This window comes from Micromonospora sp. NBC_00389 (assembly GCF_036059255.1).
Lineage (GTDB): Bacteria > Actinomycetota > Actinomycetes > Mycobacteriales > Micromonosporaceae > Micromonospora.
In genome coordinates this window covers 2,064,390-2,087,967 of record NZ_CP107947.1, presented here as the reverse complement: position 1 = coordinate 2,087,967, position 23,578 = coordinate 2,064,390, and the positions used below count along the sequence as shown (strand labels likewise).

The following is a 23,578-nucleotide window of genomic DNA, read 5'->3' as shown; positions in this document are numbered from 1 at the left end:
GTCATGTCGCCACCCAGCGATTCGTCATGCCCGTCGCCGCATTCCCGCAGCGGCGGTGAACCGACCGGCCCGCCGGCACGTACCCCGCACCGGATCGTTGGGAGTCTCGCATTGGGTTCCGACCACAGCCGTTCCACTCCGTCCGCCCCGCCCCGGGTACGACGGATCCTCATCGCGACCGTGGTACCGCTCTTCGTCGCCACCGTGCTCGCCGCGGTGGTGCTCTGGCCACGCGACGGGTCGCCGCAGACCGCCGGGGGCACGGACGTGCCGCGCTACCACGGCACGGTGACCCGGGTGGTGACCGAGCCGTGCCCGCCGGCCGCACCGAGTCCCGAGGGCACGCCGGACGCCGGGGCCGGGCTGTGCGGCACCGTGGACGTCCGGGTGGCCGACGGGCCGGCTGCCGGCCAGCAGGTCCAGACGCCGGTGCCGGACGGACCCGGCGCACCCCGGGTCGAGGTCGGTGACGAGGTCATCCTGGTCGAGCTGACCGATCCGGCCGATCCCGTCGCCAGCAGCTGGAACATCGCGGAGCACCAGCGCGGCACGCCGTTGGTCTGGCTGGCGGTGGTCTTCGCCGCCGCGATCGTCGCGTTCGGCCGGTGGCGGGGCCTGGCCGCGCTGGCCGGGCTGGCCGCCAGCTTCGCCATCCTGCTCACCTTCGTGCTCCCGGGGATCGGCGCTGGCCGATCACCGCTGCTGGTGGCGGTGGTCGGCGCCGCCCTGATCATGTTCGTGGTGCTCTACCTGACGCACGGGGTCACCGCGCAGACCTCGGTCGCGGTGCTCGGCACCCTGGGCAGCCTGGTGTTGACCGGCGTGCTCGCCACCATCGCCACCGCCGCCACCCACCTCACCGGCTTCGGGAGCGAGGACGCCACCACGCTGTCGATGTTCCAGGCCAACGTGGACCTGCACGGCCTGCTGCTCGCCGGGATCATCATCGGCTCGCTCGGGGTCCTCGACGACGTGACGGTCACCCAGGCGGCCACCGTCACCGAGCTGGCGAACGCCAACCCCGGGCTGACCCGGTTGCAGCTCTACCGGGCGGCCACCCGAGTCGGCCGGGCGCACATCGCCTCCACCGTCAACACCATCGTGCTGGCGTACGCGGGCGCCTCACTGCCGCTACTGCTCCTGCTCACCGCCGACTCGCGGCCGCTCGGGCAGATCCTGACCAGCGAGTTCCTCGCGCAGGAGATCGTCCGCAGCGCGGTCGCCACGCTCGGCCTCATCGCCGCCGTACCGCTGACCACCGGACTGGCCGCCGTGGTGACCGCAGCCGGCCGGTCGGGTGCCGAGCCGCCCGCCGAGCGACCCAGGCCGGACCGCGCGGAGGCACTGGCCGCACTCAGCTCACCGCGCACGGGTCGACCCGACCCAACCGGACCCGATCCGGCGCGGGCCACACCCCCAACCACCGCCACCGACCGGTGGCACGAGCCGGACAGGAGCACGGAGACGGCATGGTGACACTCCTCAGCGTGACGAGGTGGGGCATCCGCCCTGAGAACCGCGTCACTGGTCACTCAGCGCCATGGCGAAATGACGCTTTTAGTCGGCATCTGGACGTAGCTCAGCCGGTCGACTCTCGGGTAACCTCGCTGCCGGTTACCGCTGAAGGCGCGACGCAGCGCCTGCGGTGCCACCGCCCAATCGCCAGCTGGCGAGCCGGGGACCCAGGCACGTGGGGTGAATCCGCGTCAGCGGTAGGGGCCACTTCCGCCCCGAACCCGTCAGCTAACCCGGTCGGCGGTCGACGGAAGGGAATATTGTGACGGCACCCCTACGCCGCTGGTTGACACCCGTGGTGGCCGTGATCGCCGCACTGACCGTGCTCGCCGGCCCCCTCCCGGCGCACGCCGCCCCGACGACCCCCACACCGTCCGGGCACGAGGAGGACGGCGAGCCCGCGCTGCTCAACGACGTGATCGAGAAGGCCAACCGCGACTACTCTGCCGCCAAGTCCAAGTTGGACAAGTCCAAGAAGCGGCAGATTGAGCTGGCGGCGGAGGTCGACCGGGCCAACGCGGAGTTGGAGAAGCTGGCCCCCCAGGTCGGGCAGATCGCCGCCCAGTCGTACCGGAGCGGCCGGATCGGCGCGATCGCGATGCTGTTGGAGAGCGACGCCCCCGACTCGTTCGTCCAGCGCGCCGCGGTGCTCGACGAGATGAACATGGTCAACGAGAAGAAGCTCTCCGAGGTCAACACGGTGAAGTCCCGCGCCGAGCAGGCCAAGCTGGCCCTCGACGCGGAGGTCCGCGAGCAGCAGAAGCAGACCGCCCTGATGGCGAAGGAGAAGCGCGACGCCGACAAGGCACTCGCGCTGGTCGGTGGGAAGGGCTTCACCGGCGGCCTGGTGTCGGCGACCTCGCCGGTCGCCCGGATCGGCCCCAACCGGACCGCCGACGGTGACTGGAAGTCCGAGTCGTGCAGCGAGAACGACCCCACCACCTCCGGCTGCGTCACCCCGCGCACGCTGCACGCGTACAAGGAGGTCAAGCGGGCCGGCTTCAACCGGTTCGTCGGCTGCTACCGCTCCGGCGGGCCGTGGGAGCACCCGAAGGGCCGCGCCTGCGACTGGTCGTTGCAGAAGAGCGGCTTCAGCCCGTGGCACAACGAGGACACCCGGACGTACGGCAACAACGTGGCCGCGTTCCTCATCCGCAACGCCGACCGGCTCGGTATCTACTACGTGATCTGGAACCGACAGATCTGGTTCCCGGCGACCGGCTGGAAGTCGTACAGCGGGCCGTCGAACCACACCGACCACGTACACATGTCGATGCTCTGACCGCATGTCCACCCGTCGAAGGGCCGTCCCGCGTCGCGGGGCGGCCCTCGTCTCGTCAGGCGGCGGCGGGCGCGGTCGGGCCGGCCGCCGTGCTGGGCCCGGTCGGTACGTCGAGCGCCGTGGCGGTAGCCGGTACGGCGGCCACCGGGCGCACCACGCCGGCGGCGAGCCGGTACGACACCCCCACCACCGCGCAGCGCCCCTGCGCCACCTCGGCTGCCAGCACGGGCGACTGGCCGAGCAGCGCCTCGACGGTCTGCGCGATGTGAATGTCGACGATGCCGTCGATGTCGTCCACCCCCTCGGCCTCGGCGCGACGCAGGCTGGGCAGCACGGCGTCGACCACGGCACGCAGGTGCCCCCGGGGCGGGGTGCCGGTGGCGGCCGCCTCCCGGGCCGCCTGGACCGCACCGCAGGAGCCGTGGCCGAGCACCACCACCAGCGGAGTGCCGAGCACGGTCACCGCGTACTCCACGCTGCCCAGCACCTCCGGGCCGGTCGTGTGCCCGGCCGTGCGGACCACGAAGAGGTCGCCCAGCCCTCGGTCAAAGATGATCTCGGCGGCCAGTCGGGAGTCGGAGCAGCCGACGATCACCGCGAACGGGTGCTGTCCGTCGGCGACCGCCGCCCGGTGCCCGGCGTCCTGGTTGGGGTGGCGCGGGGCGCCGCTGACGAAGCGCCGGTTGCCGGCGGCCAGCTCGGCGTACGCCCGGGCCGGCTCGGTGAGCGCCGGCGCCCGGTCGGTGGCCCGCTGCGGACCCGGCTTACCGCCGGGTGTACCGGGACTACTCATCCCGCACCTCGTCTCACGCGTTTGACCTGCTCAAATGGCTCTTCAGCCGGGCCGGCGGCGGGCGCTGGCTCGGGCTCCACGGTCACACGCACCACAAGATGCGTCAAGATATGCGTGAGTTAGATTTCATACGTTGGCCCTGGGCCGGCCCTTCGGAGGTGCCACCGAGGCCAGGGCGGACAACCGGAGAGGCGGACCCACGATGGCGAGCACGGCGGCGGGCGACACCGGCAGCGGCCGGAACTGGACGTTCCTCACCAACCACGGACACGTCCTGCTGGCCATCGCCCGCGACCCCACCGCCCGGCTGCGCGACGTGGCGGCCGAGGTCGGCGTGACCGAGCGGGCCGCACAGGCGATCGTCGCGGACCTGGAGGCCGGCGGCTACCTGCACCGCACCCGGGTCGGCCGGCGCAACGAGTACACCCTCAACCCGGCCGGCCGGTTCCGGCACCCCGCCGAAGCAGACCGTCAGGTCGGCGATCTGCTCGCGCTCTTCGCCGAGACGCCCGCCTCAGCAGCCACCCACCCGTCCTGACCGCCGTCCCTCGGGCCGCGGCCCGAGGGAGCACAGCGGTAATCTCTGTGGGTGCGCGAATGCCTGCCGTCAAGCGCGACCGATCCGTCCCGCCACACCGGCCGTGCCATCCGAGGGGTCCTCAGTGGAACGCTGGCGGCCCTACTCGGCGCCGCCCTGGTGGCTCCCTCCCCAGCGGCCGCGGCACCGCCCACCTGCGGCCCCGCCGGCGAGGACGGCCTGGTGGAGATGCCATGGGCACTGCGCCGACTGGAGCCGTCCTCGGCGTGGCCGCTGTCCCGGGGCGCCGGGGTGACCGTGGCGGTGATTGACTCCGGAGTCTCCGCCATCCACCCGCTGCTCAAGGGCCAGGTGATGGAAGGCCGCGACTTCAACAGCCTGCCGGCCAACCAGGGCCAGTGCGACCTGGTCGGGCACGGCACGATGGTGGCCGGCATCATCGCCGGCCGGGAGGGCACCGGCGTCCCGTTCAGCGGCATCGCACCGGCCGCCCGCATCCTGCCGATCCGGGTGCTGCCGGACGCCAAGGGCACCAACGACGAGGCGTTACCCGGGCAGATCGCTGCGGCCATCGACTGGGCGGTCGACAACGGCGCCGACGTGATCAACCTGTCGCTGGTGACTCTGCCCCGCCCCGAGCTGGCGGAGGCCGTCGAGAACGCGCTCGCCAAGGGTGTCGTGCTCGTCGCCGCCGCCGGCAACCGGCAGGAACAGCAGGAGGACAAGCCGGCCTACCCGGCCGCGTACCCCGGGGTGATCGCGGTCGCCGGTGTGGACGAGCAGGGCGGCCACGTGGGCACCTCGGTCAGCGGCACCTACGTCGACGTCGCCGCCCCGGGGTTGAACATCGTCGGCCCGGCACCGGGCGGCAGCGGCTACCGCGCCGAGCCGACCGGCGGCACCAGCTTCGCCGCCGCGTACGTCTCGGGTGTGGCCGCGCTGGTCCGGGCGGCCTACCCGGACCTCCGTCCACAGCAGATCGCCGAGCGGCTGGAACGGACGGCGGACAACCCGCCGGACGGGCACAACGCGGAGGTCGGCTACGGCGTGGTCAACCCATACCGGGCGCTGTCGAGCCTGCTGGGCACCCGGACGGACCCGCCCGCTGGCGCGCTCCCGCCGCCCGCCCGCCCGGACGACCCGCTGGGCTGGCAGCGCACCGCCGCGATCTGGGCGGCGGCGGCCGGCGGTCTGCTCACCGTGCTACTGCTGGCCGCCCGGCCGATCATGATCCGGGGTCGCCGACGCGGCTGGCGCCCGGGCCGGCGCACCGACTCACCGGTCGCCGGCTGACGGCGCCGGACGGCACAACGCAATGCGGCTCCGGCCCGGTGGAACCGGACCGGAGCCGCATCGGCGCTTGCCTCAGCCCCACACCTTCGAGTTGCTCATCTCGGTGGTGAGGTAGTTCTCACGGGCGATGCCGACGGCACCACCGATCTCGTTCAGGATCCGGTTGATGTCCCGGACCGACGAGTCCCACTTGGCCTGGTGCTGCTCGTAGGCAGCCCGGTCCTGGCCGTCCCACTCGAGCTTGCTCAGCATCTGCCGCAGCGTGTCGAGCTTCTCTTCGAGAGTCTTCGAGATGGCCTGCATCTGCTGGTTGCTGCTCTCGAGGACCGCGTAGTCAACTTTGATAGCCATGGTTTCCTCCTCTGCTGGCTACGGGATCACGGGTTGAGAGCAGAGTGGAACTTGTCCAGCATCTGCTGCTGCTCTTCGTCGTTGACCTGGTGCGTCGTACCCGACTTGTCGAGCAGGTCAGCGATGTTGTCCATCGCCGTCAGCAGATTGACGGTGTCCTCGTTCCAGCGCGTCATCAACGACTGGAAGCCCGTGGACGCCTGACCCTTCCACGCCATGGCCAGGTCGTCGACTACGTTCCACAGCTTCTTCAGCTCGCCGTCGACCTCGCTGCGCGTGGACCGCACGTCACTCGCGGCAGTATGCAGAGTCGCAGCTTCGACCTCGAACGCCATGCTTCACACCCTTCCGTCTTGTTGTGGCGGCGGCTTTGCCGCACCCCTCCCCCGCGGCAAGGTAGCAACACCCCACCGACGGACACTCCAGTAGAGACCGTAGCGGAAGCTGTCCAGCCCGCGCAGCCCTGACCGGCCGCGTTCCATGGATACTGGTGAATCGGGTCAGGTGGATCGGGAATACGACCGGAAATTCATCACCAAACTCACCACCGGAGCGACGCGCCGATCGATCCTGACGCACGGAACGACGTGGCCTGACCCGGCCTCGTCACGACGGCTCCGACCAGGCGGTCTGGATCAGCTGCTGGCCGTCGCGGCGGCGCACCAGCGTGCCCCGGCCGGGCGGCTGCGGGCTCGGCCGCAACGCGCCGAAGACCGCGCCCTCCTCCCGGCTGCCGGACATCAGCAGGCCGGGCGAATCCAGCTCACGCAGCCTCTGCAGCACAGGCTCGTAGAGCGCCCGGGACACCCCGCCGACCCGCCGCGTGATGACCAGGTGCAGGCCGATGTCGCGGGCCTGCGGCAGCAGCTCCAGCAGGGCGCTGAGCGGGTTGCTGCCACCCGAGGCCACCAGGTCGTAGTCGTCCACCAGGATGTACAGGTCCGGGCCCTTCCACCAGCTGCGGTCGCGCAACTGGGCGGTGGTCACGTCCGGGCCGGGCAACCGGTTGGTCAGCGCACTGCGGATCGAGCCCAACCCCTGGGCGAACGCCTGGTTGGACGGGGCGTAGTCCAGCAGGTGGTCGCCCTCCACCGCGCCCAGCAGCCCACGCCGGTAGTCGGCGATCACCAGCCGGGCCTGGGCGGGCGTGTACCGGTCGGTGATGCCCCGGGCGATCAGTCGCAGCAGGTTGGTCTTGCCGCACTCGGCATCGCCGAAGACCGTCAGGTGCGGCTCGTTTGCCAGGTCCAGGTAGACCGGCGCCAGCGCCGACTCGTTCACGCCGATCGGCAGGCCGGGCGCCGACCGGTCGATGATCCGGGCCAGCTCGGCCACCGGCAGCTTGCGCGGCAGCAGCCGCACCTTCGGCGCCGGCCGGCCCGGCCAGTTGGCCGCCACGTGCCCGGCCAGGGCGATCGACGCCTCGCTCAGATCGTCGATGTCCCGGCGGCCGTCGATCCGCGAGACCGCGGTGAGGAAGTGCAGCTTGTCGCGGGTCAGGCCACGACCGGGCGCCTTCTCCGGCACATTCATCGCCGAGCGACGGTCGATCTCGGACTCCGACGCGTCACCCAGGCGCAGCTCCAGCTTGGTGCCGAGCAGATCCCGCATGTTGATCCGGATCTCCGCCCAGCGCACCGCCGTCAGCACCACGTGCACGCCGAAGCCGAGGCCCCGGTTGGCCAGCGTGGTGATGGTCTGCTCCAGCTCCTCGTACTCCTGGCGCAGCGTGTTCCACCCGTCCACCACCAGGAACACGTCGCCGAACGGGTCGTCGGCGAACTCGCCGGAGGCCCGACGACGGCGGTAGCTGGCCACCGAGTCGATGCCGTGCTGGGCGAAACGCGCCTCCCGCTCGTCCAGGACGGCGACCACCTCGGCCACCGTACGGCGCACCGCCTCGACGTCCCGCCGGCCGGCCACCCCGGCCATGTGCGGCAGCCGCTCCAGGCTGCGCAGCGCGCCACCGCCGAAGTCCAGGCAGAAGAACTGCACCTCGCGCGGCGTGTGGGTGAGCGACAGCGAGGCGAGCAGCGAACGCAGCATGGTGCTCTTGCCGCTGAGCGAACGGCCGACGATGACCACGTTGCCGCCGGCCCCGGCGAGCTCGACCATCATCGGGTCACGGCGCTGCTCGTACGGCCGGTCCACCACGCCGACCGGCACGGTGAGCCGCCCTCGGCCCGGCCAGGAGGCGGTGCACAGCCCGTACGTCGGGTCGACGGCCAGCGGGCCGAGCAGCTCACCCAGGCCCGGCGGGTCGGCGAGCGGCGGCAGCCACACCTGGTGCGCCGGACGACCCCGGCCCCTGAGCTGGTCGATCAGCACGTCGAGCATCGCGACGGCCTTGCCGTCGGCCGGCTGCTCCGGCTCCGGCGCGGTGTCCACCGGCATCTGCGGGATCTGCGCCGGTATGAAGTCGAGGCCGTACGGCACGATCCGGCGCTGCACCAGGGCCTGCGACGCGGATGCCTGCTGCCCCGGCGCCCGGTACGCCCCGGACACGTACGCCGCTCGGAACCGCAGCATCGTGCTGGTGTCGGTCTTCAGATAGCCGTGACCCGGCGCGTTCGGCAGCTCGTACGCGTCCGGCACGCCGAGCACGATCCGGCTCTCCACAGCGGAGAAGGTACGCAGACCGATCCGGTACGACAGGTGCGTGTCCAGGCCGCGCAGCTTGCCCTCTTCCAGCCGCTGGCTGGCCAGCAGCAGGTGCACGCCGAGCGACCGGCCGAGCCGGCCGATCATCACGAACAGGTCGATGAAGTCGGGCTTGGCGGCGAGCAGCTCACTGAACTCGTCGCAGATGATGAGCAGGCTGGGCATCGGCGCCAGCGGTTCGCCGGCTGCCCGGGCCTTCTCGTACTCGAAGCGGGAGACGTAGTTGCCGGCCGCCCGCAGCAACTCCTGCCGGCGCACCATCTCGCCCGCGAGCGCGTCGCGCATCCGGTCGACCAACGGCAGCTCGTCGGCCAGGTTGGTGATCACGGCACTGGTGTGTGGCAGCGCCTCCAGGGAGGCGAACGTCGCGCCACCCTTGAAGTCCACCAGGACGAAGTTCAGCTCCTCCGACGAGTGGGTCACCGCCAGTGCGGCCACCACCGTACGGAGCAACTCGCTCTTGCCGGACCCGGTCGCACCGATCACCAGGCCGTGCGGGCCCATGCCCTCGTGCGCCGACTCCTTGAAGTCGAGCTCGACCACGTTGCCGTCCGGGCCGACGCCGAGCGGGATGCGCAGCCGGTCCCGGTGACCGCGCGGGCGCCAGGTCTGGTGGACGTCCACCGCCGCGGCGTCGCCGACGCCGAGCAGGTCCGGTAGCTCCGTGCTGCGAGCCAGCGGCTCCTCATTGCTGGTCTGCTGCTGGGAGAGCCGGAAGGGGGCGATCTGCCGGGCCAGCCCCTCGGCGGCCTCGGCGCTGAGCCGGTCCGGTCGGCCGAGCTGCGAGGACGTGCTGCCCCGGACCAGGTCGAGCGTGCTTCCGTCGCCCACGTCGAGGCAGAGCAGCCAGCGGCCGGCGTCGCGCGGCACCGTTCCGGAGAGGTCGATCATGGTGGCGCCGAGCAGGCCCTGACCCACCAGCTGGCAGGTCGGTGAGACCTCGCCGCCGTCGATCACCAAGACCAGGTGCTGCGCGGTCGTGAGCGGCTTGGCCTCGGGCGCGAACCGGGGCCGCCCGGCCAGCTCCCCGGCGAGCGCCGCCTCGGCCTCGGCCAGGCTGGCGAAGACCAGCCGGCGGGCGCCGGCGGCGTCCGTACGTCCACTGTGGTGGGCGTGCGGCAGCCACTTCACCCAGCCCCAGGCCGACTGCCGGTCGGGCGCGGCGACCACCGCGATCACCAGGTCCTCCGGGGCGTGGAACGTGGCCAGCTGGCCCAGTGCCGCCCGGGTCAGGTCGAGCACGGGCTCCCGGTCGCCGCGCAGCACCACCCGACTGAACGCGCGCACCGACAGCGCGGTCGGCAGGTCGGGCACGGTGGAGTGGGCGCGGACGAACCGGCGCAACGCGATGGCGCTCATCGGCTCCAGGTCCTCGACCGGTTTCGTCTCCGGCGGAACGATCTCCACCGCCAGCCGCTGCGGGCCGAGCGCGATCCGGGTCTCGCCGAAGTCGTCCTCGGTGATCCGCCGCTCCCAGAGCCGCCGGGACGCGGCGATCGACCAGAGCGCGTCGGGCTCCGGGTGACGCCAGGCCATCGCCGCCCGCTGCTGCTCCGCCGCGCGGCGGGTCCGCTTGCGCATCTGGGCCAGGTAGCGCATGTAGTCGCGGCGTTCGGCGTTCACCTCGGCCTTGTCCTTGCCGCCGCTGTTGCTCAGCGAGCCGATCGCCATCCCGAGCATCGAGACGCCGAACAGGCCACCGGCGACGTACGTCATCATGCCGCCGCCCCGGCCGGCGTAGAGGAAGGCCATCGCGCCGACGCCACAGAACATCGGCAGGATCATGAGCACCTGCCCCATCCCGCGGGGCGTGGGCTCGGGCAGCTCAGGAGGTGACTCCAGTAGCACCTCACCGCGCGGCAAGGCAGGCCCCGGCTGACGCGGGAGCCGGCGGAACACGACCGTGCTCACGGCTGTCTCCTCCCCAGAAGCGGCCCTGATGACGTGCAGTCGCGAACCAAAGTCCGCGGGTGGGCATCGTACGTGCCCGCCATCGTAGGTAATCTCCCGTGGGCGCGGTGGACCCGCACCGCGGCACCCCGGCCAGCTGATCGTAGACGGACACCTGGAGGCCACTGTGGCGACGAAGACGGCGACCGGTGGTCTGAGCCGGATCACCATCGTGGCACCCCGTACCCGAATGGACCTGGCCCTACCGTCGGACGTGCCGATGGCGGACCTGCTGCCCACCCTGCTGCGCTACGCCGGGGAGGACCTGGCCGACGACGGCGTGCGGCACGGCGGCTGGGCACTGTCCCGATTGGGCGGCGCCCCCCTGGATGGCGGACGTACCGCCGCGCAGCTCGGCGTGCGCGACGGTGAGGTGTTGTATTTCAACCCCCGGTCCGCCGCCGCGCCGGAGATCGTCTTTGACGACGTGGTGGACGCGGTCGCCACCGCGACCAACCAGCGCCCCGGCGCCTGGCAGGCCGGCTCGACCCGGTCCTTCGCGGTGCTCTTCGCGGCGGCCGCGCTCGGTGCCGGAGCGCTCGCCGCGCTCTTCGCGGGTCCGCCACACCTGCCCGGCGCGCTGGCCGCCCTGCTCGTCACGGTGGCGCTGCTGGTCGTCGCCGCGGTGCTTTCCCGGGCTGCGGGTGACAGCCGGACCGGGGCGGTGCTGGCCATTGTCGGCCTGGTGCACGCCGGCACCGGCGGTCTGCTGCTGCTCGCCGGCGACCGGTCGCTGACCGACCTGGCCAGCCCGCACGTCCTGCTCGCGGCCACCGCCGTGGTGGTCGCCGGGGCGGTGGCCGCGCTGGCCGTCGGCGACCGCTACCCGCTCTTCTTCGGCGCGATCGGGGTGGGTGCGGCGACCGGTTTCGGCGCCGTGCTCTGCCTGATCTTCGGCATCGACGCGCCGGCCGCGGCCGCGGTGATTGCGGCGGTCGCGTTCGGCGCGGTGCCGGCGCTGCCGATGCTGGCCTACCGGCTGGCCCGACTGCCGGTGCCGTCGATCCCGACCGGTCCGGAGGACCTGAAGACCGACAGCGAGTCGGTCGACGGGCGCCAGGTGCTCCAGCTCAGCGAGCGGGCCGACCAGTTCCTCACCGGCCTGCTGTGGACGGTGTCGCTGCTGGTGCTCGGCGCGCAGCTGGTGCTGGCCCTGGACGGTCGGCTGTCGGCGGTGCTGTTCTGCCTGGTGCTGGCCCTGCTCTCGCTGCTGCGGGCCCGTCCGCTCCTGGGCCGCGCCCAACGCACTCCGGTGCTGCTGGCCGGCACCGTCGGGCTGGGCCTGGCCGCCGCGGCCACCTTCGCCGGCGGGTCGCTGCCGGTCCGGCTCGGCCTGATCCTCGGCGGGCTGCTGCTGGCCGCCGTGGTCAGCCTGATCTACGGCCTGACCGTGGCCGGCAAGCGCATCTCCCCGGTCTGGGGCCGGTTGCTCGACATCGTGGAGATCCTGCTGATCATCTCGCTGGTCCCGCTCGCCGTCTGGGTCTGTGGCCTGTACGGCTGGATCGTGAACCTGCGGCCCTGACCCGAGGGCTCCGCCGCCCCACTGACCGGCCAGGCGAACGGCCGGTCAGCGGGCGGGCGGTCAGCGGGGTTGTGGGCCGGAGAAGCCGCCCAGCGCCGATGCGACCGGTGCGCTGGCGTACACGCCGGGGGCGTGCTGCCCGTCCACCGGCCGGGGTGACGTGCCGGCCCGCTGCGCGACGTCCTGGACGACCTTGACCAGCGCCTCGACGTGGTTGTCCATCGCCGCGACGCGCACCAGCGGCGCGGCCACCCGCCCGTCCGGCGACACCGCCGCGGCCACCGTGTGCGAAGGCGCGGAGGTCGCGGTGATCGCTTCCACCAACGGGCCGAGCGGTGCGTCCGATCGGCCCCGCAGGGCCAGACAGCGGTGCGTCCAGCCGCCGCCGCGCAGCCCCTGCCAGGTCTCCGCTGGCGGCTCCGGCACCAGGTCCAGCCCGGCGGCCGAGACCACGGCCGCGCGCAGCTCGTCGCGGCCCAGCGGTCGGTGGGCCAGCCCGGCGGCGGTCAGTGCTTTGCCCAATCTGCCAATTCCGGCAGCCAACGTCCGGTGTACGCCGGGCAGCCCGCCGCCCCGGCTCACCGTCTCCACCCGAGCGTCGCGGACGGTGAGCCGCAGCGCCACCCAGACGGTCCGGTGCGCTGCCGGCGGCGCACCGGGCGCCGGGTACCAGACCAGGGTGTGCGCGACGACCTGAGCCCGGGACACCGGCGCGGCGAATTCCGTGAGCACCCGCAGCGCCCGGTCCACCGCAGACGCGTCCATCGAGCCGACCGTCGTGCCGGAGGCGGGTTGCAGCGCGACCGCGGCGAACCAGCCCTGGGCGTCCTGCCCGATGCCGAGCCGGGTGCCCCGGTCGGTCAGCTCGATGACGGTCAGCTCGGGGGCGAGCGCGGCCAGCCGGGGGTCCGCCGCCGTACCGTCGGCCAGCGTCGCCGCGGCACGCTCGCGGCGACGCCGCAGCCGCCGCCGCAGCAGCAGGTCCTCGAACCACCAGCGGCCACCCCGACGGGCGAACACGGCCAGGACGACCAGCGCCGCCACCGTGCCCACCGCGACGAGCAACCAGCTGGGCCCGGCCCCCGCGGCCCAGACGGCGACCGCGCAGACCTCCAGCACGACGAGCTGCCCGACCAGCACCGGGCCGACCCGTCCCCGGCCGGGGCGATCGGCCGGCGGGGTCGCCCGCGCCGGGACGCCGGACGGGTTCTTGGCCACTCGGGCGGGTCGCGCCTGAACCTGCGTCATCGGTGACTGTCCCTCCTGCACGGTACGGCTGCGCCGGGTCGTTCCGGCGTCGGCCAAGGGCGGTGGTCCCAAAGACCCGCCGTCGGCCCCTTATCGTAGGGAAGCCCGCGACGGCGTTCCGACCTGATCGTCGCGGATCCACCCCGCCGGAGGTAAGTCATGCGGACCCGCCGCGATCAGGTGCAGGCGTACCGCTTCGTCACCCGCCGGATCGTCTCGGCGTTGCTGTCGGGCGATCCGGAGACCACCAACCTGCCGATGCGACGGCTCGGCATGGCGATCTTCGGCAGTGTCATCGCCGCCGCCGTGGTGCTCGGCGGGGTCGGCGCGTACGGCCAGTTGACCGGGAACACCGCGCCACTGGAAGAGAACACGCTGGTCATCGAGCGGGAGAGCGGCGCGACGTACGTGTTCGTGGAGGGGAAGCTGCTCCCGACGCTGAACTACACGTCCGCCCGGCTGATCCTGGACACGGCGGATCCGACGGTGCGGACGATGTCCCAGGCGTCGCTGCGGGACCGGCCGCGCGGCCGCACCGTCGGCATCGTCGGCGCGCCGGACGCGTTGCCGGACCGCAAGTCGCTGACCGGTCTGCCCTGGTCTGTCTGCGACGTGCCCGACCCGGCCGACCCGCGCCGCTCCAGCACCCGGGTGGTGATCGACCGTGCGCTGCCCGGCGGCACGCCGCTGGGTGACCGCGCGGCACTGGTCACCGTGGACGGTCAGCGGTACCTGCTCACCGGCGGCGCCCGGCTCCAGGTGCTCGGCGGCGACCAGGCGATCGCGGCGCTGAAGATGACCGGCACGACACCGCTGCCGGTCGGGCAGCAACTGCTCAATGCCGTACCGGCCGGGCCCCCGCTGCGTAAGCCGTCGCTGCCTGGCGAGGGCGAGCGCAGCGGCCTTGCCGTGGCCGATCGACAGGCCAACATCGGTCAGGTGTTCAAGGCGGCCGGCCAGCACTACGTGCTGACTCGGGAAGGTCTCGTCTCAATTACTGAGATCACCGCGCTCTTGATGATCGGCGGCGGCGGTCAGATCACCGACATCACCCCGGATCAGGCCGGCCGGCTACTGACCCAGCAGCGGGTGGACGAGGAGGGCCTGCCCCTGACGCTGCCCACGCTGTACGCGGCCCGGTCCGGGCAGACCGTGCTCTGCGCCACGTACCGGGCGGGCAGTGGGGGCGGCCCGCCGACCACCACCGTCGAGGTCTTCGACCGTGCTCCGGCGGAGCTGACCGCGAGCGCGTCAGGCCCGGTGCCGGTCCGCCAGGCTGCCCGGGACTCGGTGCGCACGGCCGAGGCGGTGCTGCTGCCCGGCGGCAAGGGCGTGCTCGCCCAGGCCGCGCCCGGCGCCGGGACCAGTGGTTCCGTCGCCGCCGGGTCGACGATCTACCTGATCAGCCCGCAGGGCGTCCGGTACCCGCTCGGGTCGGCTGAGACGCCGGCCGTCCTCGGCTACAGCGGGGTCACCCCGCTGGCGGTGCCCGGCTCGCTGCTCTCGTTGATCCCGACCGGGCCGAACCTCAACCGGGCGGACGCGTCGGCCTTCTTTTCGCCCGGTGGTCCGTCGTCGGCCGCGCCAGCACCGGAGCCGACGCCGCCCGCCTCGCCCAGCGGCACGCCGGCGAACGGTGGGGCGGGTGGCGGGGTGCCCGCGGCATCGACTGGAGCCGACGACTGAGCGGCCCGGACGGGTCGCCCCGCGTCGCACTGGTGGACTAACCTGAGAGCTGCTGACGGTTGTCAACCAGAACGACGGGGATGTTTGCCATGACCGGGCGTACGGAAGTCGACCTGCTGTCCCTTGAGGACTTCCACCTGCACCTGGCGGCTCGGCTGAGCCAGGCCGAGTCGGTGCTGCGCAAGCTCAACACCGAGATGCAGTGCCGCCCTCCGGCGTTGGGCTCGTTCACCGACGCCACCGACAACGCGAGGCGCTACAGCGATGTCCACCAGTCCTACGTGGTGCAGGCCGAGCGGCTCCGGCAGGCGGTGCAGGCGGCACAGCAGGCGACCAGCACGATCCTGACCAACTACCGCACCGCCGAGGCGCGCAACGCGGCCAACGCCACCGACATCACCGCCGCGCTGACCGGGGTCGACCGGGCGTTGGGGCCGAAGGAGGACGGGCGTGTCTGAGTACACCCAGCGCTACCAGGGCAACAGCCACCAGCAGCTGTACGACGCCGTGATGGCCGGCAAGCCCGAGCAGATCGAGGGTGTGGCCGCCCAGTGGTCCGCCCTCAAGGGCATCCTGGACGGTCTCGGCCGGGAGCTGAGCGGCGACCTCGAAAAGCTCGGCAACACCTGGACGGGCTCGGCAGGTCTCGAGTTCCAGCGGCGGCTGATGATGATCGTCGCCCACACCGAGGCGCTGGGCGAGGGGATGGCCGGCGTCCAGCAGGGGCTGACCATGATGGCCGGCCAGCTGCGCACCGCGCACAAGCAGGCGGAGAGCCCGGAAGAGACCGACGACAACGACCAGACGATCTCCGGCGCCCTCCGGGGCGGCGCCACGTTCGGCCTGCCCGGCGCGGTGGTCGGGGGCATTCTGGGTCACCAGCAGGACAAGGCAGAGCAGGAGAAGGCCCATCAGCGGATGGTGAACGTGGTGGCCGGGCTGGCAGCCGGCTACGACCTCTCCGCCTATGACCGGGTGGTCGACCCGCCGCCTCCCGACCCCGAGACGCCGAAGACGGTCCGCGATGACCCGACGACGCCACGCAGCGTTCCGGGCACCGACACGCCGAGCGCCGCGCCCCTCGCCACCAAGCACACGGCACACACCGGCGACGCGACCATCACGACGCCCGACCGTGTGGGCCAGCCACAGGTCGTCGGCGTCGGGCCAGGCACTGGCCAGGACGGCGTGGGCACCGGCGGCGCGCCGGCAGTCGTCACCGGTCCGGGCAGCGACTCCGCCACCGAAGGCGGCACCTCCCTGGCCGGCGCGGAGCCGGTGCTCGGCGGAGCGCCGCCCGGCGGCGGGACCGCCGGCCTGTCCGGGCCGACCACCGTGACCGCCAGCGCCGGCGCTGGGTCAGGCCTGCTCTTCGGAGGGCACGGCGGGGCTCCGGCCGGCGGGGTGCTTCGCACCGCTGCCCTCGCCGGTTCGAGCAGCACGCCCACCGCCTCGGTCCGGCCGGCCGCTGGCCCGGCTGCACCCGACAACCGCCCCGCCACCGGGGTGGGTCGCAGCATTGACGGGCGGCGCGGCGAGACTGCCGGCCGAGCGGCGGCCGGCAGCGGCGCGAAACGCCCCGGGGTGCTTGGCGGGCACGGCCGGCCGGAGGACGACGAGTCCGACGACCGGCTGACCTGGCTGACCGAGGACGAGATGGTGTGGGGAGACCACGGGGACGCTCCGCCGCCGGTACTCGGCACCTCCGGCTGACCCGATCCGCCGCCGATGCCCGACGGCGTCGGCGGCGCCCCAACGTGCCGCGGTGGCCCCGGCCGGACCCGATCCGGCTGGGGCCATCGTCATGTCGGAAGGTGGAGGGCCTGTCCGTCCACAGTGCGCATCGTGGCGGTGGTCACGCCCGAATGAGCCGTTGCCGAGCTGCGACCCGGCGGGTCGGGGGTTAGGTTGGTCGGGTGTCCTCCGCAGCGCTCGTCCGCCCAGCCCGGCGGGCCGTGCTGCGGTCACTGCGTGAGCTGACCCGGCTGGCGGTCACCGCGTTGGTGCTCGCGGTCGGCCTCGGCGGCGCGCTCGCCGCGACGCCACCCCCCGCACCGACGCAGCTGCGGCCCAGCGCCGTGAGCAGCCGGGTGGACACGCTCCGACCCGACGCCGTCGCCGCCACCGAGCGGGCGAGCCAGCCGGCCGCACCGCGGCCGGTCAGCACGGTCGTCGCCGCCGTGGCGACCGGTCCGGTCACCGCCGCGGAGCACCCGGTGACCGTCGAGCCCGGCCACGGCACCCCGTCCCGACGCGGCCCGCCCACCCGCTGATCCTGGCCGGCCACCGGCGCCCCCGACCCACCCGGTCCGGTGCCGGGTCACCGATCCGGGTGCCGGAGTCGTCGCCGTCCGCGTGACCACGCCGGCCGGAGATCACCAAACGGTGACCAGCCCGGCAGCCGCCGCACAGCGCTACCGCCCCGGGGCCCGGCGACTCACTCCGCCCCGACGGCCAACCCGCCCCGGCCCTTGTTGCCGGAACACCCGTCCACCGCCACCCGTCGATACCCGTCGTTCGACCGCGAGGTGCTGATCATGCAGACCGTCCTCTCCGCCTTCCTGCCCGACGTGCCCCGGGCCGCCGCCATCTGGCTGAGCCTGCTCGGGGTGGTCGTGGTCGCTGTCGCCGCCCTGCTGCTGCGGCCCGGCAAGTTCCGCCTCGACCCGGGCTCCCGGATCCGGCGCGCGGCCATGCCCAGCCAACTCGAACAGGCCCACGAGGAACGGGAACAGAGCCGCTACGCGCAGGAGGTGACGGTGGCCGCCGAGCGGGCCACCACCACCGCCCAACGCCGCCGGACGGAGTGGGTGGCCGCGCAGGAGACCGTCGAGGCCGCCTGGCAGGCGTACGAGGCGGCCGAGGCGGCCGTCCGACGGTTCGGCGCCGCAGCCGCGATGCCGCAGCCGCACACGGCCCGGACCCCGGCCGAGTACGTCGACCGCGAGCGCTACCTGCACCGGGCCGCACTGGACGCGTACTGGCGGCGGGAGCTGTCGGTGGAGCAGCTCAGTGACGTCTTCGGGCACCGCGACGGGTGGGACCCGCGGTTGCATCCGGTCGAGCAGGAGCTGGTGTTGCAGCGGGCGATCCGGGACAACCTGGCGGCCCGGCACACTGCCGCCGTGGAGCGGGAGCAGGCCGCCTGGCGGGCCGCGGAGTCGGCTGTGGTGGCGGCCCGCAGCCTGCGCGAGGAGGCCCACGAGGCCACCGGACGGCGGGTGGCGGAGTCGGCCTCGGTGTTGCCGCTGAGCGAGGTCGTCCGGCCGCCGGTCGAGCAGACCCGGGAAAACGCCATGGTCGCCCGCGGACGCGCGGCGGTACCCGCGTTCTGACCGCTGGGACGCGCTGGTGCTGGCCGCCCCGCGTCCGTGCGTCGCGGGCCGGTCCCGTCAGCGGGCCGGGGCGGCCGTGGTGGGTTAGCGTGACGGAATGTCTCGACAGGCGTGGGTCCTCGTGGTGATCGCCGGCATCCTGGCCGTCGCCACACTGGCCGGTGCGGTGGTGCTGGCGGTGCGGGTGGTACGGACCCGGCGTCTGCTGAGCGGTCTCGGCGCGGGCGGCAAGGTCGCCTTCTACGGGGCGCTGATCTACACGATCTTCCCGGTCGACCTGCTCCCGGACCCGATCTACCTGGACGACATGGGCGTCCTGGCCGGCGCGCTGATCTACCTGACCCGCCTGGTGCACCAGCGCCGGGCGGCCGATCGCCGGCTGCCCGGGCAGCCGGACGCGCCGCCGGATCCGGACCGGGTACGCCGCCGCGTGCCATGATCGAGGCCGGTTCGGTGGACGGGGGACAGGCATGGCGGGCGATCACCAGTTGGACGTACGCGACGACCGCGTTGCCGCCTTCTGCGCGGAACGGCACCTCGCGACGCTGACCACGCTGCGCGCCGACGGCACCCCGCACGTGGTGCCGGTCGGGGTCACCCTCGACCCGGCAGCCGGGCTGGCCCGGGTGATCACCTCCGGCACCTCCCGCAAGGCCCGCCAGGTAGCCGCCGCCGGCGCGGCAGGCACCCCGGTGGCCGTCTGTCACGTGGATGGCCGCCGCTGGCTGACCATTGAGGGCCGGGCGGTGCTCCGGTCGGATCCGGCCGCCGTCGCGGAGGCGGAGCGCCGCTACGCCGAGCGGTACCGACCCCCGCGCCCGAATCCGGAGCGCGTGGTCATCGAGATCACCGTGACCGGCCTCCTGGGCAGCCTCTGACGCCGCGCCACCTGCGCCGCTGGTCATCCTTCGCCGGTCATGCGAGTCGTGATCAGGCCGTCCCCGGTGTCCGGTCCGTTGATCGCTGCCCGGATCATCCGGTTCTTCGCTCGACCCGGTGATGGTGTGGCGGGAGAGCCGTGAGCAGCGGCACGTCGAACCCGGAATCCCGCCCGGCCAGCAGCCGTTGCACCTGATCGCACCGCGCCTTGCCGGTTGCCGGCGGCGGAATGCCCGCCGGAGCAGGACGGTTACGTCCCCGGTGAGCCCACGGCCCGAGGCCGCCGCGGGTCGTCGCCCACCTCGAGGAGCCGAGCGCCATTCCAGGTGCTGCTGCCCTCCACCAGTTGGAGGCACCAACCCCCGAACGGAGACTCGACCATGAACCCGATCATCCAGAAGAGCACGCTGTCCGTCGCCGGCCTGCTGGTCGCCGGCGGTTGCGCCCTCGGTCCCGCACTGGCCGCGCAGGCCGCCCCGGTGCAGGGCACCCCGACCCCGTCGAGCCAGACCGACCGGGGCAGCCAGCCCGGCCGCTCCGCCGAGCGGATCCTCGGCATCGACTACCAGGCCCAGCCGAACTTCTACTACTGCGGCCCGGCAGCGACCCGGATCGCGCTGTCCGCCCAGGGCAAGGCTCTGTCCCAGGACGAGGTGGCCAAGCTGCTCGGCACCACCGAGGCGGGCACTCCCTCGGCCCTGGACACCACCCGCGTGCTGAACGAGCTGACCGGCGGCAAGTACCGGACCACCGAGATCCGTGACTCGGTGGCCCGCCCCGAACAGGTCGAGCAGCTACGCCGGGACGTGCTGGCCGCGCTGGACGCCGGCCGACCGGTGGTGGCCAACATCAAGGGCACGGCCGTGGACACCGACGGCAACCCGCACTCGTACGAGGGCGGCCACTACCTGACCCTGGTCGGCTACCGCGACGGGGGCGACACCATCCGGATCGCCGACCCGGCCAACCCGGCGCTGGGCGAGTACTGGATGAGCCTGCCGAAGGTCGCCAACTGGATCGCCGAGCGCGGCTACTCCTCCTGATTCTGGCGGTTCACCGGGCCGGTCTCCCCCTGTCGGGGACGCCGGCCCGGTCGTCGTTCCGGGTCCGGGCGCTGAGCCGCGTCCGCCGGCGGACCCGGGCGGCGCGGTTCGGCGGGGCCCGGTGGATCTGCCGACGGGGCGGCGGATGGACTTCCGCCTCACCGGCGCCGGCCGCTCGGCGCACCATCCGATTGGCGTCGTCCGGGTCACAACCGGTGGCCCGGAGCAGGTCGCTGCACGCGGTACGCAGGCCGGTCACCAGCGCGTCGCCGAACGAGTGCACCCCGATAGCAGTGGACCGACCGGCCAGTTCGGCGCATTCCCGCACCAGTTGGCGGGTCCGCTCGGGATCCTTGCCGCTCCGGTGCTCGGAGTGCATCTCAGCCACCGCCTCGCCTAGCCGGGCCACCGCATTCGGCAACTCGTCCGGAATCGGCTCACCGTACTGGAGAGCGGTCGCCGTCCAGCGAGCCAGCGCTCGGACGTCCAGCGTCACCCGCTCCAGGTGCTCCGCGCCGTTGGCGTACCGGCGGTACTGCTGACGCCGGTGCCAGCGGGCCGGCGCGATCGTCACCACCTCCTCCGCCCCGCTGAGCGACTCGTGCAGCCGACCCAGGTCACCCTCGGTGGCGCGCAGCCGCTCCAGAATCTGCACCGCCCGTTCGGCGTCGCGCTCCCGCAGCGTCTGTGCCAGTTCGGCGAGCTGCTCGCGAAGGACCGTGACGATCGGCGCCACGGCCCGATCCAGCACGCGCATCGGATTGACCGGCAACAGCAGAGCGACGACCAGCAGGCCGACCACCCCACCGACCAGTGCGTCGAAGATCCGGGGCAGCTCCAGGCCGCGTCCCATCGGGGCCAGCGTGGCGATCAGCACGGCGGTACCACCGGCCTGACCGACCAGCGCACCACCCCGTCCAGCCACCAGCAGCGCGCTGGCGATGGCGAGAGCGACCACCGCACCGGTCTGCCACGGCCCCGAGCCGAGCAGGAAGCGCAGCGCGTCACCGATGACGATGCCGATGCCCACCCCGGCCAGCAGCTCGAAGGTGCGCCGGGCCCGCTGCCCGATGGCGGTGGCGATCGTACCGACGGCGGCGGCCGGCGCGAAGACGTGCGCTCCGGGGCCGAGCAGGTGCTGGGCGATCAGGGCGGCCAGCGCCGCGGCCAGCCCGGCCTGGATCGCGATCACCAGGGTGATCTCCCACTGCCGGGCCCGAACCCGGCCGGCCTGCCCGCCCCGGCGCCGCACCTGTTCGACTGCCTGGCCGCCCAGCTCGGCGGCCTCACCGAGCCGCGACCGGTCGCGGTCGGCTGGTGGGCGGTCATCGGCCATGGCGACGGTTACCCGGGCGCCTCGCGGACAATCGTGCCAGGCCCCGGCGGGTGCAAACCGGGCAATTCTGCCTTCACCGGATGACTCGGACTGCCTGGCCGCACCCACCACGCCAGCGCCTCAACCGGCGTTGGAGCGATATGGGTGTCGGCGCGCCACTGGCCGGGTACCGACCTCGCGGAGATCGAGGAGGACCGACATGGCGGTAGACGAACCCGGGGCGGGCACCGGGGCGACGACGGACGGCCCCGGGCCGCGCCAGGCGTGGGTGGCCCTGCCCTGGCTGGTCCGGACCGCGGTGCTGTGGAGCGCCTGCCTGGTGGTGGTCGTCGCCGGGCTCTACCTGTTGGGCCGGATCGCCGTACTCCTGGCGCCGCTGGCCATCGCGCTGGCCGCAACCATCTTCCTCGCCGCGCTGCTCGACCCGGTGCTGCTCCGGCTGCGCCAGCTGCGGCTGCCCGGGTCGCTGGCCGCGCTGCTCACCGTGCTGCTGCTTCTCGGCATCCTGGTGGGGGTCGGCGCGCTGGTGTGGAACCTGACCGCCAGCCAGTTCGACCAGCTCAGCCAGGAGCTGACCCAGGGGCTGGACCGAAGCCGGGACTTCGTCACGTCCACCCTGCCGGTCACCGACGCCCAGTTGGACCGACTGGTCGACCAGGCGCGGCAGGGGCTGGGTGGCAGCTCGCCGGACCCGGTGGCCGGTGCCCGGACTGCCAGCGAAGTGGTCGGCTCCGCGCTGCTCGCCCTGGTTCTGCTCTTCTTCCTGCTCAAGGACGGCCGGTCCATGTGGCACTGGGTCCTGTCCCGGATGACCGGCCCGAACCGGCCCCTGGTGACCGAGGCCGGCCGGGCCGGCTGGCAGACGTTGGGCGCGTACAGCCGGGGCACGATGCTGATCGCCGCGATCGACGCGATCGGCATCGGCCTGGCCCTGGTGGTGCTCCGGGTGCCGCTCGCCCTGCCGCTGGCGCTGATCACCTTCCTCGGGGGCTTCGTGCCGATCATCGGGGCGATGGTGGCCGGCGCGGTGGCGGTGCTGGTGGCGCTGGCCGCCAACGGGCCGACCACCGCGCTGCTCACCCTCGCCGCGGTGATCGCCGTGCAGCAGATCGAGGGCAACCTGCTGGAGCCGCTGGTCATGAAGCGGCAGGTCCGGCTGCACCCGGCGGTCATCCTGGTGGCGGTCACCGCCGGCACCCTCATCGCTGGCATCGCCGGCGCTTTCGTCAGCGTTCCGATCACCGCCGTCCTCTGGCGCATCATCGACACCGTGCAACGCCACCACTCCGCCTCGGGCGCCCCCGCTCCGGTGGGGGTGACCGATCCCCCGCCGACCTCATGATCGACGTACCGGGCTGGGAACAGCGCGGCTGAGGTGGGTGGTGAACCAGGTGCCGGCGTGGTCGGCGACCTGCTCGAGGGTGCCCGGCTCCTCGAAGAGATGGGTTGCCCCGGGGACCACCCGCAGCTCGCCGACCTCCCCCAGCTCGACCAGCGCCTGCTCGTTGAGCGCGATCACTTCCTCGTCCAGGCCACCGACCAGCAGCAACGTCGGCGTACGTACCTGGGCCAGAGCGGCGCCGGCCAGGTCCGGTCGCCCGCCCCGGGAGACCACCGCGCCCACCCGGTCGGCGCGCGACGCCGCCGCGACAAGGGCGGCGGCGGCACCCGTACTGGCCCCGAACAGGCCGATCGGCACCTCACCGGCGGGGCGCTCGGCCGCCAACCAGTCGACGATGCCGGCCAGCCGACCGGCCAGGAGCCCGATGTCGAACCGCAGTTCGGCGGTGCGCGCGTCCACCTCGTCCTCGGCCGGGGTGAGCAGGTCCACGAGCACCGTGCCGAGCCCCCGGCCGTTCAGCGTCTCGGCCACCGCCACGTTGCGGGGGCTGTGCCGGGAGCTGCCGCTGCCGTGCGCGAAGAGCACCACGCCGACCGGTTGAGCGGGCAACATCAGGTCGGCGGGGAGCTGGGCGTCCCCGACCGGGATGGTCACCGTGCTGCGTTGCTCGTCCATGCCCCACCTCCGCATGCTGGCCTTCGTCCCGGATACCCCGCCCGCCGCCTGGCACGCCCCCGCACCGCCACCGGGCCGCGTTTGCCGGATGGGCCGCCGGGTACGCGACGGGCGACCGCAGACCGT

General features: G+C 73.2%; 21 protein-coding genes and 1 riboswitch. Of the genes, 14 read left to right on the top strand and 7 right to left on the bottom strand.

The window, feature by feature from the left end; all coding sequences use genetic code 11:
- The first annotated feature begins 111 nt into the window (after nucleotides 1-111).
- Both OG470_RS09960 and OG470_RS09955 read left to right on the top strand, forming a co-directional pair.
- On the top strand, nucleotides 112-1,476 hold the full coding sequence (locus tag OG470_RS09960) for a YibE/F family protein (protein ID WP_328422956.1): 1,365 nt from the start codon (nucleotides 112-114) through the stop codon (nucleotides 1,474-1,476).
- A gap of 166 nt (nucleotides 1,477-1,642) precedes the next feature.
- Nucleotides 1,643-1,774: riboswitch (cyclic di-AMP (ydaO/yuaA leader) on the top strand.
- Nucleotides 1,775-1,777: 3 nt separating this feature from the next.
- Complete coding sequence (locus tag OG470_RS09955) at nucleotides 1,778-2,797, top strand: coiled-coil domain-containing protein (RefSeq protein WP_328422954.1); 1,020 nt, start codon at nucleotides 1,778-1,780, stop codon at nucleotides 2,795-2,797.
- A 55-nt stretch (nucleotides 2,798-2,852) separates the two neighbouring features.
- On the opposite strand, the gene OG470_RS09950 is transcribed toward OG470_RS09955, so the two are convergent.
- Nucleotides 2,853-3,590 carry a carbonic anhydrase gene (locus OG470_RS09950; protein ID WP_328422953.1) on the bottom strand — a complete coding sequence of 246 codons (738 nt, stop codon included), beginning with the start codon at nucleotides 3,588-3,590 and terminating at the stop codon, nucleotides 2,853-2,855.
- 202 nt (nucleotides 3,591-3,792) lie between these two features.
- Here OG470_RS09950 and OG470_RS09945 point away from each other — a divergent pair, with 202 nt between their 5' ends.
- Nucleotides 3,793-4,128, top strand: coding sequence for a helix-turn-helix transcriptional regulator (locus OG470_RS09945; protein WP_328422951.1), 336 nt, complete (start codon nucleotides 3,793-3,795; stop codon nucleotides 4,126-4,128).
- Between the two features lie 51 nt (nucleotides 4,129-4,179).
- Nucleotides 4,180-5,421: a type VII secretion-associated serine protease mycosin gene (mycP, locus tag OG470_RS09940; RefSeq protein WP_328422949.1), complete on the top strand. Its 1,242-nt coding sequence runs from the start codon at nucleotides 4,180-4,182 to the stop codon at nucleotides 5,419-5,421.
- A 72-nt stretch (nucleotides 5,422-5,493) separates the two neighbouring features.
- Here the strand turns inward: mycP and OG470_RS09935 are convergent, their stop codons facing one another.
- The 3 genes from OG470_RS09935 to eccCa all read right to left on the bottom strand — a co-directional run bounded on the left by OG470_RS09935 (nucleotide 5,494) and on the right by eccCa (nucleotide 10,344).
- Nucleotides 5,494-5,772, bottom strand: coding sequence for a WXG100 family type VII secretion target (locus OG470_RS09935; protein WP_328422947.1), 279 nt, complete (start codon nucleotides 5,770-5,772; stop codon nucleotides 5,494-5,496).
- 26 nt (nucleotides 5,773-5,798) lie between these two features.
- Nucleotides 5,799-6,107 carry a WXG100 family type VII secretion target gene (locus OG470_RS09930; RefSeq protein ID WP_234590029.1) on the bottom strand — a complete coding sequence of 103 codons (309 nt, stop codon included), beginning with the start codon at nucleotides 6,105-6,107 and terminating at the stop codon, nucleotides 5,799-5,801.
- 271 nt (nucleotides 6,108-6,378) lie between these two features.
- Entirely contained in the window at nucleotides 6,379-10,344 is a 3,966-nt protein-coding gene (eccCa, locus tag OG470_RS09925; RefSeq protein WP_328422942.1) for a type VII secretion protein EccCa, read from the bottom strand.
- Nucleotides 10,345-10,510: 166 nt separating this feature from the next.
- Between eccCa and eccD the strand changes: the two genes are divergently transcribed.
- Nucleotides 10,511-11,908 carry a type VII secretion integral membrane protein EccD gene (gene eccD / locus OG470_RS09920; RefSeq protein ID WP_328422940.1) on the top strand — a complete coding sequence of 466 codons (1,398 nt, stop codon included), beginning with the start codon at nucleotides 10,511-10,513 and terminating at the stop codon, nucleotides 11,906-11,908.
- A 60-nt stretch (nucleotides 11,909-11,968) separates the two neighbouring features.
- Here the strand turns inward: eccD and OG470_RS09915 are convergent, their stop codons facing one another.
- Nucleotides 11,969-13,156, bottom strand: coding sequence for a type VII secretion protein EccE (locus OG470_RS09915; protein WP_328422938.1), 1,188 nt, complete (start codon nucleotides 13,154-13,156; stop codon nucleotides 11,969-11,971).
- Between the two features lie 159 nt (nucleotides 13,157-13,315).
- Here OG470_RS09915 and eccB point away from each other — a divergent pair, with 159 nt between their 5' ends.
- The 8 genes from eccB (at nucleotide 13,316) to OG470_RS09875 (ending at nucleotide 20,099) form a co-directional block, all read left to right on the top strand.
- Nucleotides 13,316-14,842, top strand: coding sequence for a type VII secretion protein EccB (eccB, locus tag OG470_RS09910; protein WP_328422936.1), 1,527 nt, complete (start codon nucleotides 13,316-13,318; stop codon nucleotides 14,840-14,842).
- 89 nt (nucleotides 14,843-14,931) lie between these two features.
- Entirely contained in the window at nucleotides 14,932-15,300 is a 369-nt protein-coding gene (locus OG470_RS09905) for a hypothetical protein (protein WP_328422934.1), read from the top strand.
- Nucleotides 15,293-16,555, top strand: a complete 1,263-nt coding sequence (locus tag OG470_RS09900) for a WXG100 family type VII secretion target (protein WP_328422932.1) — start codon at nucleotides 15,293-15,295, stop codon at nucleotides 16,553-16,555. The genes OG470_RS09905 and OG470_RS09900 overlap by 8 nt, the downstream gene beginning before the upstream one ends.
- Before the next feature lie 203 nt (nucleotides 16,556-16,758).
- Entirely contained in the window at nucleotides 16,759-17,115 is a 357-nt protein-coding gene (locus OG470_RS09895; RefSeq protein WP_328422930.1) for a hypothetical protein, read from the top strand.
- Nucleotides 17,116-17,379: 264 nt separating this feature from the next.
- Entirely contained in the window at nucleotides 17,380-18,177 is a 798-nt protein-coding gene (locus tag OG470_RS09890) for a hypothetical protein (RefSeq protein WP_328422928.1), read from the top strand.
- A 97-nt stretch (nucleotides 18,178-18,274) separates the two neighbouring features.
- Nucleotides 18,275-18,616 (top strand): YkvA family protein, encoded by a 342-nt coding sequence (locus OG470_RS09885; RefSeq protein ID WP_328422926.1) that lies wholly within the window; start codon nucleotides 18,275-18,277, stop codon nucleotides 18,614-18,616.
- A 31-nt stretch (nucleotides 18,617-18,647) separates the two neighbouring features.
- Nucleotides 18,648-19,055: a pyridoxamine 5'-phosphate oxidase family protein gene (locus OG470_RS09880; RefSeq protein ID WP_328422924.1), complete on the top strand. Its 408-nt coding sequence runs from the start codon at nucleotides 18,648-18,650 to the stop codon at nucleotides 19,053-19,055.
- A gap of 381 nt (nucleotides 19,056-19,436) precedes the next feature.
- Nucleotides 19,437-20,099 carry a C39 family peptidase gene (locus OG470_RS09875; protein WP_328422922.1) on the top strand — a complete coding sequence of 221 codons (663 nt, stop codon included), beginning with the start codon at nucleotides 19,437-19,439 and terminating at the stop codon, nucleotides 20,097-20,099.
- A gap of 10 nt (nucleotides 20,100-20,109) precedes the next feature.
- Here the strand turns inward: OG470_RS09875 and OG470_RS09870 are convergent, their stop codons facing one another.
- A complete protein-coding gene (locus tag OG470_RS09870) occupies nucleotides 20,110-21,435 on the bottom strand; it encodes an FUSC family protein (protein ID WP_328422920.1) in 1,326 nt (441 codons plus the stop codon).
- Between the two features lie 199 nt (nucleotides 21,436-21,634).
- On the opposite strand from OG470_RS09870, the gene OG470_RS09865 reads away from it, so the two are divergent.
- The gene (locus tag OG470_RS09865; RefSeq protein WP_328422918.1) at nucleotides 21,635-22,777 is read left to right on the top strand and encodes an AI-2E family transporter; all 1,143 of its coding nucleotides are present in this window, start codon (nucleotides 21,635-21,637) and stop codon (nucleotides 22,775-22,777) included.
- Here the strand turns inward: OG470_RS09865 and OG470_RS09860 are convergent.
- Entirely contained in the window at nucleotides 22,772-23,452 is a 681-nt protein-coding gene (locus OG470_RS09860; protein WP_328422916.1) for a dienelactone hydrolase family protein, read from the bottom strand. The two genes, OG470_RS09865 and OG470_RS09860, sit on opposite strands and share 6 nt — an antisense overlap.
- Nucleotides 23,453-23,578: the final 126 nt, after the last annotated feature.